We start from the raw sequence: 14,049 nt of genomic DNA, 5'->3' as shown, positions 1-14,049 counted from the left end.
AACTGAAATTATCATAAATTATATTAATGATAATTTTTCGTTATCTGCAAATTAGTAGGAGATCTCAGCTCACTTAAAGAAACACTGTCTACATCAATGTTCACGCTATACATAAATGTTCTCGCTATACATAGATGCTCAAACTGTAAATAGGCGCTCTACGGTAATAGAGACAAACCTAATATAGAGAACAACCTAAAGAGCATAGCTACTGAAATTAGGTATTGCCGACCTTTGATAGCTTTTGTCGATAGCTTTCTCCTTTCGAAGATAGGATTCGCCTATTGAATCTATAGAAATGTCCGATTTCACTAATTTTCGGTGGCAATGCAATATATCTACATCGACGCGGGATAGCGTTAAACACTATAAATTAGAAAGAGAGTCAAAACATGATCAACACAGAAATCAAACCATTCAACGCAACAGCATTCAAAAACGGCGAATTCGTAGAAATCACTGAGCAAGACGTTAAAGGCAAGTGGGCTGTATTCTTCTTCTACCCAGCAGACTTCACGTTTGTATGTCCAACTGAGCTAGTTGACCTACAAGACAAATACGCAGAGCTTCAATCTCGCGGCGTAGAAGTTTACTCAGTATCAACTGACACTCACTTCTCTCACAAAGCATGGCACGATACTTCTGACAAAATCGGCACTATCGAATACTTCATGGTAGGCGACCAAACTGGCAACATCACAAATAACTTCAACGTTATGCGTGAAGGTCAAGGCCTTGCAGACCGTGCAACGTTCCTAATCGACCCTGAAGGCGTTATCCAAGCAATGGAAATCACAGCTGAAGGCATCGGCCGTGACGCAGAAGACCTACTACGCAAGGTTAAAGCAGCACAATACGTAGCCGCTAACCCAGGTGAAGTTTGCCCAGCTAAATGGAAAGAAGGCGAAGAGACTCTAGCTCCATCTCTAGACCTAGTAGGCAAGATTTAATCTAAGCCTAGCTAACAAGAATAGCTAAACGGTTCTACAGGCGCGCTTCGCCCCCCTCCTAAAGGGCAGTCGCGCGCCACCCTTTCAAAACATCAACACCACAATATTTGCCGACTTGCGCCCCCTTTTTATTTTCCTTTTTCAGCAAGAAGGTATTGGTCAATACCAAGACACAGAATTTAAGAGCAGGCACGATTATGTTAGATCAAGCAATGAAGCAGCAGCTAAAAGCATACCTAGAAAACCTAAAAACCAATGTTCAGTTAGTGCTTAGCCTGGATGGCAGCGACACCGCGAACAAACTTCAAGATCTGGCGAATGACATCTCGTCTTTAACCGATAAAATTGAAGTGACTCGCGATGACAGCGCAAGCACTCGCAGCCCTATCATGCAGGTCGTGAACCAAGAGAAATGCACCGCGATCGGTTTTGCCGGTTTGCCAATGGGTCACGAATTTACGTCACTGGTTCTAGCACTGCTTCATAGTGGTGGTCACCCTATCAAGCTTGAAGCGGACGTAATCGAGCAAATTAAAGAACTCGATCAAGAGCTTAATGTAGAGATTTTTATCTCGCTCTCATGCCAAAACTGTCCAGAAGTGGTTCAAGCCTTCAATATGATGTCGGCGATTAATCCTCTGGTTAAGACAACGATGATCGACGGCGCAGCATTCCAAGATGAAGTGAAGTCTCGCGACATCATGGCAGTACCAAGTGTATTCGTTAATGGTGAGCTATTTGGTCAAGGCCGTATGTCACTGGCTGAAATCCTTAACAAGGTTGATTCAGGCGCAGCGGAAAAGAAAGCAGCAAACCTAAACCAACAAGCACCGTTTGATGTATTGGTTGTGGGCGGCGGCCCTGCAGGTTCTTCAGCGGCAATTTATGCTGCACGTAAAGGCATTCGCACAGGTGTGGTTGCTGACAGATTCGGTGGCCAAGTGATGGACACTATGGCGATTGAGAACTTTATCTCAGTGAAAGCGACCACCGGCCCTAAGTTAGTGGCAAGCCTTGAAGAGCACGTAAAAGAGTACGGTGTTGAAGTGATGACTGAGCAGCGCGCTGCAAACATCATTGCGGCAGAAGACACTGAAGACGGTTACATCCACGTTGAGCTAGAGAGCGGCGCAACATTACGAGCTCGCACGGTTATCACAAGTACCGGTGCTCGCTGGCGTGAAATGAACGTTCCGGGTGAGCAAGAGTACCGCAATAAAGGCGTCGCTTACTGCCCACACTGTGACGGTCCATTGTTCAAAGGTAAGAAAACAGCGGTTATCGGTGGTGGTAACTCAGGTATTGAAGCGGCAATTGATTTAGCGGGTATTGTGGAACACGTAACCGTACTTGAATTTGCAGATACACTGCGTGCCGACCAAGTGCTTATCGACAAAGCAAACGCAACACCAAACATCGAAATCATCAAGATGGCGCAAACGACGCAAGTAATTGGTGATGGCAACCGTGTAACCGGTCTGGAATACAAAGACCGCAACACCGATGAACTTAAACAGATAGAACTCGCGGGTATCTTTGTTCAAATCGGCCTGATGCCAAACAGCGAATGGTTGAAAGGTTCAAAAGTTGAGCTTTCACCACGCGGTGAAATTGAAATTAACGCTCATGGCGCAACATCAATGAAAGGTGTATTCGCGGCGGGTGATGTAACGACAGTACCTTACAAACAGATCATTATTGCGATGGGTGAAGGTGCAAAAGCAAGCTTAGGTGCATTTGACCACCTAATTCGTAACTCAGCTCCAGTTAAAGAGGCTGAAACCGCTTAACCTTTACACTGAAAAGCTCAAAGCTTTTAACTCAAGTTCCTTAAATATTTGTTAACTTAATTCTTTACTGTTAACGACTTAGTCGACATTTAGACGCCACTCCTATAGATTTAGGAGTGGTTTTTTTCTTTGTGATTTATGCAGGTTGATAAAGCATGAAGGCAACCACCATCGCTAAGCTTCCACCCAAGCAACGGTTCACAAACATCATCTGTTTTGGTGATTGCAGCAACTTTTTAAGCATGGTGCCGCAATACGCCCACACCAACATGCACGGTACACCGGTAATCACCATACCCGCGATAATAGTCACGACTTGAATCAAGTAATCTGCGTTCGGAGTAATGAACTGTGAAAACACGGTTAACGAAGCAATCCAACCTTTAGGGTTTAACACCTGCACCAACACACCAGACATAAAACCTGAACGATTGTCGGTAGTGCTTTCTTCGATCTGCATATTCGCAATCGACCATGCCATGAACAGCAAATAAGCCGCACCCGCGTATTTCAAAATGTTGTATAGCTCTGGGTAAAGGGTAAATAGGCTAACCAAACCGACACTAGAACCCGCCAATACGATGATGATGCCAACAGCGTTCCCAGAGATAAAAGGTAAAGTCGCAGCAAATCCATAACGACTTGAAATCCCAAGTAATGCGATATTGCCTGCCCCAGGGGTAATTGCTATTGATGTTGAAAATAGCAAGAACGCCAGCATTAATTGAGAGCTCATTTCCTCTCACTCCTAATAAGTAAAGTATTTATAGGGGGAGAGTTTACAGATTCGACTAGGAATTAAATTGCTATATAGGCTAATATTAATCCAAATTTGAGCAAGACTTTTCTAAAATAGCCATGAAACAGAAAGAATCCACCAAAGAAGTGTTAGATGACACAGATATCGCCATCTTAGAGCATATCCAGCAAGACGGACGCATGAGCAACAGCAAGCTCGCAGAGAAGGTCAACCTCAGCGAAACCCCATGCTGGCGTCGTTGGAAACGCATGGAGGAAACTGGCTATATCGATGGTTACGCCGCTAAGCTGAATCGTAAGAAATTAGGCTTTCATGTGGCTGGTTTTACTCTTGTGACCTTGGGTAACCATGAAGTTGAAAACACAGAACCATTCGAAGAATTTGTCGCGGTAACCGATTGGATTCCTATGTGTCACTGCATTGCAGGCGGCGCCGATTACATGGTGCAAGTGTTGGCCAAAGATTTGGAAGAGTACTTTGAGCGTATTAGCTCGATCAGACGAGTCAAAGGCGTGAGTGCGATTCAGTCGAACATCTCAGTAAAAGAGTTGAAAAACAGCTATCGATTACCGCTTTCAGATTAGCTCCCTAAAACACATAAAACAAAAAGCCCAGCCGCGATAGATTTCTAAAGTCTAAGGCTCTGGGCTTAACGTTATTATTTACTGGGTTAACTGGCTTAGCTATTCACAAGGATGAGCTAGATGGATCAAGGCTAAACCACCGAGTGATGTTTCACGATATTTCTTGTTCATGTCTTTACCGGTTTGGTACATGGTTGCGATGACCTTATCGAGTGAGATCAAAGACTTGCTGTTTCGCTTCAATGCCATGCGAGATGCATTAATTGCCTTCATCGCACCCATCGCATTTCGCTCGATACACGGCACTTGAACCAAGCCGCCAATTGGGTCACAAGTCATACCCAATGAGTGTTCCATCGCGATTTCCGCCGCAATACAGATCTGCTCATTGCTGCCACCGCGTAGTGCCGTTAATCCCGCAGCCGCCATAGAGGATGATACGCCTACCTCACCTTGGCACCCTACTTCCGCACCAGAGATCGAAGCGTTAGTTTTGTACAGAATACCAATCGCGCCCGATACCGCTAAGAAATCTTTTAACTGCTTAGTATCCAACTCTTTAATGAAGCGATGGTAGTACATCAACACAGCAGGAATAACGCCCGCCGCACCATTGGTTGGTGATGTTACCACTTGGCCACCAGCCGCATTTTCTTCGCTAACCGCAAACGCAAACAAGTTAATCCAATCCATGATTTCCATTGGGTCATTTTCAACCGCCGCATTCGCTTCTAACTTTTTCAGTAGGTTAGGCGCACGACGAGTTACGTTCAAACCACCATCAAGAATGCCTTCGGTTTCAAAGCCACGCTCCATACAACGACTCATCACTCGCCAGATTTGATCCGCTTTCTCTGAAATAATGTCAGCGCCTTCGAACTCCGCTTCATTTTTTAGAATCATACCACCGAGGCTCATCCCACTATTGTCAGCTTGTTGAAGCATTTCATCGGCGTTTTTGAACGGGAAAGGAACTTCTACCGCTTGGGTTTGAGTACCATTTTGCAGTTCATCAGCAGTTGCGATAAAACCGCCGCCAATCGAATAATAAGTTTCATCGACAATCACGTTGCCACTCTGGTCAAACGCAGTAATCATCATGCCATTTTCATGCAGAGGCAGATTGTCTTTGTGGAACAACATGTCGGTTTCGTAGTTGAAGGCAATGTGCTTGGTGCCCGCTAAATCCATCTCACCACTGTCTACGGCATGACGCATTGCTTGGTTTGCGCTGGTGATTTTGATGGTGTCTGGTTTATTGCCGAGTAGCCCCAATATTGTAGCTCTGTCGGTGTGGTGACCTATGCCAGTCAATGACAAAGAACCGTATAAATCCACCTGAATACGCGTCACTTCTGCGATTTTATCAGCGATTAATTGTGTGAAATGGAAACCCGCAATCATTGGGCCGTTGGTGTGAGAGCTCGATGGCCCAACACCAATTTTGTAGATATCAAAGATCGATAACATAGATATACCAGTAAAAAATCGGTCAATTAAGAAAGAGCGGCATAAAGCCAATCAGGGATAACAGTACAAGCAGCAATCGTCACAACAGCGAACACCAACAAGCCATAATGACTCGCGGTAGGCTTTGCAAACAAATGCTTTTGCTTTTCTATAAATTCATTTTGTTGCTCGGTTACCTCTCCCCAGAAGCGGCTCACAACAACACCTAACACTAAGAAAACCACAGTGCCAATCAAGGCAAACCAAGGCCAAGCTATTCCGCTGTATTTGGCGATGAATACGAAGGCCACACTGCCAATACTGCCCGCAATTACGCCTTTCTCGTTTGCTTGTTTGAAGAACAAACCCAAGATGAAAGAGCCAAGGCGAATACCAACAAAAATAGAGGTTAAGCTCGCAATCGTTTTAAGCACTGATTCATTAGAAACAGCCAGTAACGCAGGCACAACAACCGACGCTGCAGCAACCAGGCTCATTTTTCTAGCCACTGATTCATAGTGCGCGTCAGAGGCTTGCTTACGGAAGAAGCGCTTATAGAAATCGAACGTTGCGACCGTCGCCATTGAGTTATAGGTGGAATCCAATGTCGACATTGCCGCAGCCGAAAGTGCTGAGATCACCAAACCAACAATGATTGGGTTGGTATGGTTAAACACAAAATCGAGAATCACTTCGTTGCTGTTTTCAAAACTGCTGTCTTGATAAAAGACACTTAACAGCACCCCCATCACAGCAAAGAACAGATAAACAAAAATGCGCCGTAGCCACAAAGCAACATCGATTTTTGCGCTGTTTTAACACACTTAGTCGCCAATGTTCTTTGAATAATCAGTTGGTTAGTGCCATACACACTCAGGTGCAAGAAGCTCACAGCCACTACGCCGGCCCACAATGTGGTATCGACGCCTAAGTCAAAATCGAGATTGATGATATTCAAATGTTCAGGAGACAACATCTCGCCCGCATCGATTTTCATCAGCAATAAAACAAAGATCGCAATGCTGCCGATAATCAACACTGCTGACTGAAGCATGTCAGTCCAGATTACAGTCGAGATACCACCCGCATAGGTATACAACGCAGTAAATACGCTGATGTAGATGATCGCCTCAGAGATACTCACTGGCAGCACTTGCACTAAGATCAGGGCTACCGCATACAGAATAACCCCTGCCGAAATACACTGAACCACAATGAACACGATGGAATTGATCGTGCGAGCAACAACGCCAAAGCGGTGCTCTAGGTATTCGTAAATCGAGGTTAGGCCGAGCTTGTAAAACACCGGAACAAAGAAAAGCACAGTGAAAAAGATCACTATTGGATAGTTCAAATGTACGCTCATCGCTTCCATGCCTGAGCTATAAACCCAGCCCGGCATGCCAACGAACGTCATTGCGCTGATGTAGGTTGCAAGAATCGACACACCTGCCGTAAACCAACCAAACTGTTTTCCACCAGTCGAAAAGTCGCCACCGACGCTATAGCGCCTATTAACTAAGTAGCTGATAAACAAAGTAGTTAGCACATAAAGAGCAATAACCACTAAACTTGAGTACGTAACCATTTTTAGATTCCGTTTATTGTATGTCGCAATTAATTCGCTGCCAATAGTACTCAAAAATGGATGTTTTCCCTAAAAAACCCACAATAAGTGTGACTATTATCACTAAGATAGACGATTAAACACTCAAATCGCCCCACAAAGCACAAAAACCCAGTTAAATGAGATCAAGATCACTAAAATGCACAAAATGGGTACGCACTCATTTTAAAATTGACTTTGATCACGGATCTAATAACCACAAAAATTCTATTATCTCTCCCGAAATGAAGACGGTGTGATGAAGCTAAATAATCAACACACAATAATTAAAACCAAAACCACCCTATATAAAATAAAGGTTTATCGGTCATGACCATTAAAAAACACATGAGCGAAGTTCCTATGATTCAAAGGGTAGCCGCATATCTAGCAATTCTAGTAGGTTACTTTTTTTATTGTTATAACTTTGTAATTATTGACTACGTACGCCCATACATTGTGGAAGAATATGCTGGTATTAGCCTTTCTGATACCGCTCAGTTCTACACTTGGCAGTCTGTTGGTGCTCTGATTGGTGCACTGAGCTGTGCATGGTTCGCAACCAAGTTCGGCAAAAAGTCCACGCTAGTAGCAATTACGGCATTAAACGGTGGTGCAACCATCATCAACATGATGTTTACCGACTACGCCACTTGGGCCGCAATGCGTTTCATCATTGGACTGTCTTTAGGCGGTTACTTCACTGTATCTGTATCTTTGATGATTGGCCTATTTACACCAACGGTTCGCGGTAAGTTGACTGCTTTTGCTTCTTCAATGTTCTCTGTTGCTTTAGTGGCAATGGGCGCTTACGCAGCCTTCATTACAAGTGTTGATGCACCTTGGCAGAGCCTAATGTGGGTAGGTGGTATTCCACCGCTTGTAGCAGCAGCGTTAATGATCTTTGTATTACCAAGCGACAAAACAGTGATCGCCTACGGTGAAGAAGATCAACAAACCACAACCAATGCAGCTGGTGAAGTAACCGAAGCTGAAAAAGGTTCTTGGGGTGAGATGTTAAGCAAGCCTTACCGCAAAATTACGATTACTTGTTTACTTCTTTCTGGTCTTAACTTCTACGGATTCCAATTCTTCGGTGGCTTTGTAACTACCTACCTGAAAGATGTTCGTATGTTTGATGGTGCAACCATCGGTTTGATCTTCTCTATCTCAGCATTTGGTTCACTCTTCGGTGCTTGGTTCTGGGGATGGGCAGCAGATAAGTACGGTCGTAAGATCAACGCGTTCGGCTTCATCCTCGCAGGTATCATGGTTTCTATCTTCTTTGTCGCACCTGGTGACATGATGATTGGCGGCCTAAACATGCTGGCTCTTCTAGGTCTTATCTACAACTTCGGCCTGTCTGCTTCTGCAGTATGGGGCGGTTACTTCTCTGAATTGTTCCCAGCACGCTTGCGTAGCTATGGTGCAGCTTTATTCCATGGCGGTCGTATTATCGGCATGTGGGCACCAATGGTTCTTATCTTCATCCAAGAGCGTACCGACCTACAAACAGCAATGTGGGGCTCACCAATCGTATGGATTATCGCCGGCCTACTATGGCTAACACTGCCTGAAACTCTAAAAGGTGGCGTCTTCGATAAGAGCAAAAAAGCTGAAGCAGCAAAAGCTTAATTCGACACTCATACGCTGAAGTTCAAATACGAAAAGTTTAAAGCCGGCTGATAAATCAGCCGGTAACAAAATCCAAATCGAGTCCTGTTCCGAATGTTGACTCGACAACACAAAGAGAAATTATTATGTCTAAATATCAAGAAGCGAAACGCATTGTTCGTGAATACTTCGATGCAATGGAAAACGCAACTCACGAGAACGTTGCTGAAGTTTTAAAAGCACACACTTCTGAAGATTACTTGTGGCGCGGTGTTTACCCATTCCGTGAGCAAGAAGGCGCACAAGCAGCAGCTGACGTATTCTGGGCACCAATGATGAAGTCAATGACTCGCATGCAGCGTCGTCAAGACATCTTCATCGGTGGTAACAACGAAGTTAACCCAGATGAGATTTGGGTAATGAGCATGGGTCACTTCATGGGTCTATTCGACGCTGAATACCTAGGTATGCGCCCAACTGGCAAGATCATGAACGTTCGCTACGCAGAATTTAACTGTGTTGTTGATGGCAAAATCACTAAGACAGGCCTGTTTCTAGACCTACTAGGCATGATGGATCAAGCGGGTTGCTACCCACTTCCACCATCAACTGGTAAGCACTTCGTATACCCTGGCCCACGTAACCACGACGGTCTGCTATTCGAAGACGCGGCTCCAGAAGAAGGTGTTGCGACACTGGCTCTAGTAAACAAAATGGTTGATGACCTGTCTGCTCTTAACGACAGCGGCGCAATGGGTTGCCCACCAGAAGTACTCGCGAAGAGCTGGTCAAAAGACATGATTTGGTACGGCCCATGTGGTATCGGCGCGTCTTACACTATTCCTCGTTACCAACAACAGCACCAACTTCCTTTCCGTAATAACCTGAAAGACAAGAAGTTCAACGGCCACGTTTGTCGTTTCGCTGAAGGTAACTTCTCTTGTTTCTTCGGTTGGCCAAACCTATCAAACACACCAACAGGTGGCTTCCTAGGTATGACTGGCGGCGAAGTGCGTGCAAACATGCAAGTGGTTGACGTTTACTACCGCGACGGTGACAAACTGTCTGAGAACTGGGTTCTTATCGACCTTCCTTACTGGCTACAACAGCAAGGTCTAGATGTGTTCGAACGCACTTCAAGCATCATGAACCCAACGCTGTAATCGATACGCTTTAATCCAAAAGATTGAAACGAAATAGTGGCAACCTAAATAGACATCTGATTTAGGTTGCCACGCTTACTGGGGGACCCTTCTCGCTCCTAGTAAGTGCTCCAACCAATTCATTATTGCTCCACTAATAACTGAATCTACTAGTGCCTCATGGATGGGGTACACCCTGCCAAACCATTACCAATATAACGGGCTTGAAAGCACGGTGGCTTTCTACGGCCTGAATAAAGAGAATTACAATGAAAAAGTCGATTCTTTCAGCAGTGATCCTGACAGCACTTACCTCAGGTTCTGCTTTTGCTGCACACACTTTTACCAATGACGCGGGCGATAGCCTTACTTTAGACGGTCGTTTCGACGTTCGTTACCAAGATAAGGGCGGCGACCACAACGGTGAGTGGAACAGCGGTAGCTCTCGTTTCGGCCTTAAAGGTCAAATGGGACTCGATAACGGCTGGACTGGCTTTGGCCATGCTGAATGGGGTTACAACTCAGGTGCTAACGGCGACAATATTTACGACCGACTTCTATACGCAGGCGTAGAGCACGACAAATACGGCAAGATCGCAGCAGGTACTAAGCAGTGGTCTACTTTTTATGACGTCGCATGGTACACCGACTTAGGTCGTGTCTTCGGTACTCGCGGCTCAGGTGTTTACAACCTTTCTGACTGGGGTATTGCATCTGGTACAGGTCGAGCAGAAAACTCCATTACTTACCGTAACTCAATCAACGACCAAGTAAGCTACGGCTTCACTTACCAAACGACACGTGAAGAAGTGGCACTAGCGAGTAATGCGACAGCTTCATTGAAAAACGGAATGGGTGCGTCAATCACTTACAAACCGGTTGATGGCGTAACACTAGGTGCAGCTTACCACCAAAATGAAATTGCAGACCTAGACTCAGGTGTGGTTGGCGTAGAAAATGGCGACAACATGCGCATCATGCTATTGGGTGCGAACTACAGCAACGGCGGCTTCTACGCAGGTGCCACTTTCCATGTTGGCGAAAACTGGGAAGCTGTAAGCCAAGGCGGTACGGATGTAATGTTCGATACCCTAGGTGGTGAAATCTACACGTACTACCACTTCGACAATGGCCTACGCCCTACGTTGAACTACAACTACATGGAAGATCGTGATGACCAAACAGATGGCTATGAGCGTAACCTGCTTATCCCTGGTGTTGAATACCACTTCCAGAAGAACAAATTCCTAGTTTGGACTGAATACCAATTCGACCTAGGTAAAGATCAGCTCGTTGGCAATAAATTCGAAAACAGAGATGACCAATTCGCTGCAGGTATTCGTTACTACTTCTAACGCCCAGTTAGTCGATTCATAAATTCTTTAAACAAAGCTCTGCTCTTACGCAGAGCTTTTTTGGGTCATACCCAGAATAATATTCAACACTCTCTATTAACCCTTATTTTTCATCCAATCATGGCATATTGTATTTTTGAGTACGTACCTAATTATGTTACTCTATGCACAATCAATTTGGTTCAAAAGTATGGTCTATGAGCTCTCCAAAACACTCCACGGCGTCAAAGCCAACCGTCACCTCTAAAGATGTCGCTAAACTTGCTGGCGTTTCTCAATCAACTGTATCTCGTGTATTTGTCCCGGGCAGTTCAGTGTCTGAAAAGACCAAGCAAAAAGTGTTCGATGCAGCAAAATCGTTGAACTATCGTCCCAATGCCTTTGCCCGCAGTCTGACGACAAATGAGTCCAAATTGATTGGCTTAGTTTTCCCAGATGCCGACTACCCTATCCACATGAAAACTCTGCAGCTTATCTCTACTGAGCTACAAAAGCAGGGTTACTCTGCGGTATTGATTCCTTGGCAAGTGGATGGAAACGACAACCACTCGATTCCTAATATATTCCAATACCGAGTTGATGGCGTAATTGCTGCTTCGGCGACCTTTAATAAGTCGCTTTATGAAGAGTGTGAAGAGTTCAACATCCCCATTGTTCAGTATGCTCGTGTAGTTGAGGGGACTAAGAGTAGCCATGTAATAAGTGACAACTACGCCGCAGGCCAAGTCGCCGCTCAACATTTACATAGCGTAGGAACAAAGTCAGCGGTTTACCTGACAGGTAACGTGCCAACCTACACCAACGGCGAGCGTGAATCGGGCTTTTGCTCAGAATTCGAAGATCTAACAGGCAAGCAAGCTCGTGTTATTGAAGCTGACTATGACTACCTTGATGCTCTAGATACCATTCGGACTCTGTTTTCAGAACCCACACATCCTCAAGCGATTTTCTGTGCGACAGATAACCTCGCGATGGCAGTAATGGATGTGGCGCGCTTAGAATTTAACCTGCGTATTCCAGAAGATCTTCAAGTGATTGGTTTTGACGATATCCCACAGACTCAATGGTTGAACTACCAACTCACTACCTTCAAGCAAGATTTCAGACGCCTTGCACGTGAATCAGTGAAAATTGTCGTTAGCCAGATTCAAGAGCAAGACACAAGCTTGGTTAAGCTGATGGTGCCAGTGAAGTTCATTGAACGAAACACGACGCTAAAACAGAACCAACGTTAAGACGCTTTCAAACAAAAATCCCGCTCAGTGTGAGCGGGATTTTTTATGATATTTAACTAGTTACCTACACCACCGGTCTTCTCTGCCGGAGAGTCAGGCGTCACTGGAGGCCACTCTTGGAAGGTTGCTAGATGTTGTTGGACAGCCGCTTGTGCCGGGCCAAATGCCCACATTTTTTGTCCCATCCATTTTAGGTACATGCCCGACTCTTCCGCCGCTCGCTCGTATGGGTCACGACGTAAGTTAAACAGCAATGGTGCGTTTAGCTCTTCTTTAGGGCCACTCCAACCGTGGTTTTGCACGATGAAATGCGCCTTCCAATCACCAACACGAACCGCTTGCAGCTTGTCTCGTTCGTAGTAGTAGATCTCTTTACGGTTTGACTCGCCTTTCTCGGTCAGCATATCCACTTGGTTGTAACCATCAAGGTGCGCTTTAAAGCCATCGTGACCTTTCAGCAGTTTTTCTTTTAGATCCGTTGGACCACCAGCCGCAGCGACAAGAGTGGGTAACCAATCCATACCATCAAAGATGCCATTGCCTACAGTACCCGCTGGGATTTTACCCGGCCAGCTAACCAATGCAGGGGCTCTTACGCCACCTTCCCAAGTTGTGCCTTTCTCACCGTGATAAGGTGTCATACCGCCATCTGGCCAAGTCATGATCTCTGGGCCGTTATCGGCAGTGAAAATAATAATGGTATTGTCGGCAATACCGAGTTCTTCCATTTTCGCCATCATCTCACCAACATGGTCATCAAGATCTTTCATGACCACTTCTTGAAGTCCCCAACCGTTTTGGCCAAGCATGGCTTCGTATTCAGGTGACAGGTGCGTCCAAACGTGACCACGTGATGGACAGTACCAAGTAAAGAATGGCTTATCCGCTTCAACCGCCCTTTCGATGAAGTTGATCGCGTGTTTATTCACTTCATCATCGAGTGTACGCATACGCTCAATCGACAATGCACCATCATCTTCGATCGTTTGACCACCTTTGCCATCTGATCTTGCGTAAATGACATTACGAGGTGCAAAGGCATCCAAAGATCCATCTTTTGGCCAATCTGGATCTTCTGTGTATTCCATTGCATTCAAGTGATACAACCAACCCCAATACTCATCAAAACCGTGCATTGTCGGTAGGAATTCATCTCGATCACCAAGATGGTTTTTACCAAACTGACCCGTAACATAACCCATGGTTTTAAGAATCTCAGGAAGCGTTGGCGTGTCGGCACTTAAACCAACTGGGCCACCTGGCAATCCGACTGAGTGCATGCCTGTTCGAACAGGGAGTTGACCCGTTAAGAATGCAGAACGACCCGCCGTACAAGAGGGTTGAGCGTAATAATCGGTCAGTAGCATGCCCTTTTCAGCAATACTATCGATGTTCGGTGTTTCGCTGCTCATCACACCATTGTGATAAGCACTCAGGTTTGATATCCCAATATCATCCGTGAAGATAACAAAAATATTCGGTTGCTCTTGGGCTGACCATGCTGATAGCGAAAAGCTGCTCAACACACTCAGAACAACAAGGTGGAAAATCCTTTTCATAGAAT

Annotated in this window: 10 protein-coding genes and 1 pseudogene; 7 read left to right on the top strand and 4 right to left on the bottom strand. The window is 45.3% G+C overall.

Annotated elements, in window-relative coordinates:
- Positions 1-392 precede the first annotated feature (392 nt).
- Both ahpC and ahpF read left to right on the top strand, forming a co-directional pair.
- Positions 393-950 (top strand): alkyl hydroperoxide reductase subunit C, encoded by a 558-nt coding sequence (gene ahpC / locus AB4351_RS10440; RefSeq protein ID WP_016798107.1) that lies wholly within the window; start codon positions 393-395, stop codon positions 948-950.
- Between the two features lie 197 nt (positions 951-1,147).
- Positions 1,148-2,740 carry an alkyl hydroperoxide reductase subunit F gene (gene ahpF, locus AB4351_RS10435; protein ID WP_372125896.1) on the top strand — a complete coding sequence of 531 codons (1,593 nt, stop codon included), beginning with the start codon at positions 1,148-1,150 and terminating at the stop codon, positions 2,738-2,740.
- Positions 2,741-2,876: 136 nt separating this feature from the next.
- Here ahpF and AB4351_RS10430 read toward each other — a convergent pair whose 3' ends face one another.
- Positions 2,877-3,476: a LysE family translocator gene (locus AB4351_RS10430; RefSeq protein WP_016798109.1), complete on the bottom strand. Its 600-nt coding sequence runs from the start codon at positions 3,474-3,476 to the stop codon at positions 2,877-2,879.
- Positions 3,477-3,598: 122 nt separating this feature from the next.
- On the opposite strand from AB4351_RS10430, the gene AB4351_RS10425 reads away from it, so the two are divergent.
- The gene (locus AB4351_RS10425; protein ID WP_017065258.1) at positions 3,599-4,084 is read left to right on the top strand and encodes an Lrp/AsnC family transcriptional regulator; all 486 of its coding nucleotides are present in this window, start codon (positions 3,599-3,601) and stop codon (positions 4,082-4,084) included.
- Between the two features lie 99 nt (positions 4,085-4,183).
- Here AB4351_RS10425 and AB4351_RS10420 read toward each other — a convergent pair whose 3' ends face one another.
- Complete coding sequence (locus AB4351_RS10420; protein WP_017065257.1) at positions 4,184-5,554, bottom strand: L-serine ammonia-lyase; 1,371 nt, start codon at positions 5,552-5,554, stop codon at positions 4,184-4,186.
- Between the two features lie 26 nt (positions 5,555-5,580).
- A pseudogene (locus AB4351_RS10415) lies at positions 5,581-7,121 on the bottom strand (sodium:solute symporter family transporter).
- A 348-nt stretch (positions 7,122-7,469) separates the two neighbouring features.
- Between AB4351_RS10415 and AB4351_RS10410 the strand changes: the two are divergent.
- The 4 genes from AB4351_RS10410 (at position 7,470) to AB4351_RS10395 (ending at position 12,485) form a co-directional block, all read left to right on the top strand.
- The gene (locus AB4351_RS10410; protein WP_372125894.1) at positions 7,470-8,774 is read left to right on the top strand and encodes an MFS transporter; all 1,305 of its coding nucleotides are present in this window, start codon (positions 7,470-7,472) and stop codon (positions 8,772-8,774) included.
- Positions 8,775-8,899: 125 nt separating this feature from the next.
- Positions 8,900-9,916: a nuclear transport factor 2 family protein gene (locus AB4351_RS10405; protein WP_017065254.1), complete on the top strand. Its 1,017-nt coding sequence runs from the start codon at positions 8,900-8,902 to the stop codon at positions 9,914-9,916.
- 248 nt (positions 9,917-10,164) lie between these two features.
- On the top strand, positions 10,165-11,250 hold the full coding sequence (locus AB4351_RS10400) for a porin (RefSeq protein WP_017065839.1): 1,086 nt from the start codon (positions 10,165-10,167) through the stop codon (positions 11,248-11,250).
- 197 nt (positions 11,251-11,447) lie between these two features.
- Complete coding sequence (locus AB4351_RS10395; protein ID WP_017065252.1) at positions 11,448-12,485, top strand: LacI family DNA-binding transcriptional regulator; 1,038 nt, start codon at positions 11,448-11,450, stop codon at positions 12,483-12,485.
- Positions 12,486-12,541: 56 nt separating this feature from the next.
- Here AB4351_RS10395 and AB4351_RS10390 read toward each other — a convergent pair whose 3' ends face one another.
- Entirely contained in the window at positions 12,542-14,044 is a 1,503-nt protein-coding gene (locus tag AB4351_RS10390; RefSeq protein WP_102393688.1) for an arylsulfatase, read from the bottom strand.
- Between the last annotated feature and the right edge of the window lie 5 nt (positions 14,045-14,049).

Source organism: Vibrio sp. 10N.261.51.F11 (genome assembly GCF_041471665.1).
Lineage (GTDB): Bacteria > Pseudomonadota > Gammaproteobacteria > Enterobacterales > Vibrionaceae > Vibrio > Vibrio crassostreae_C.
This window is presented reverse-complemented; position numbering and strand designations above follow the sequence as displayed.

What these genes read in the sequence shown, in the direction of transcription:
- AB4351_RS10390 (WP_102393688.1), bottom strand. Translation starts at nt 14,044, where the DNA reads ATGAAAAGGATTTTCCACCTTGTTGTTCTGAGTGTGTTGAGCAGCTTT.
- ahpF (WP_372125896.1), top strand. Translation starts at nt 1,148, where the DNA reads ATGTTAGATCAAGCAATGAAGCAGCAGCTAAAAGCATACCTAGAAAAC.
- AB4351_RS10410 (WP_372125894.1), top strand. Translation starts at nt 7,470, where the DNA reads ATGACCATTAAAAAACACATGAGCGAAGTTCCTATGATTCAAAGGGTA.
- AB4351_RS10400 (WP_017065839.1), top strand. Translation starts at nt 10,165, where the DNA reads ATGAAAAAGTCGATTCTTTCAGCAGTGATCCTGACAGCACTTACCTCA.
- AB4351_RS10405 (WP_017065254.1), top strand. Translation starts at nt 8,900, where the DNA reads ATGTCTAAATATCAAGAAGCGAAACGCATTGTTCGTGAATACTTCGAT.
- AB4351_RS10420 (WP_017065257.1), bottom strand. Translation starts at nt 5,554, where the DNA reads ATGTTATCGATCTTTGATATCTACAAAATTGGTGTTGGGCCATCGAGC.
- ahpC (WP_016798107.1), top strand. Translation starts at nt 393, where the DNA reads ATGATCAACACAGAAATCAAACCATTCAACGCAACAGCATTCAAAAAC.
- AB4351_RS10425 (WP_017065258.1), top strand. Translation starts at nt 3,599, where the DNA reads ATGAAACAGAAAGAATCCACCAAAGAAGTGTTAGATGACACAGATATC.
- AB4351_RS10395 (WP_017065252.1), top strand. Translation starts at nt 11,448, where the DNA reads ATGAGCTCTCCAAAACACTCCACGGCGTCAAAGCCAACCGTCACCTCT.
- AB4351_RS10430 (WP_016798109.1), bottom strand. Translation starts at nt 3,476, where the DNA reads ATGAGCTCTCAATTAATGCTGGCGTTCTTGCTATTTTCAACATCAATA.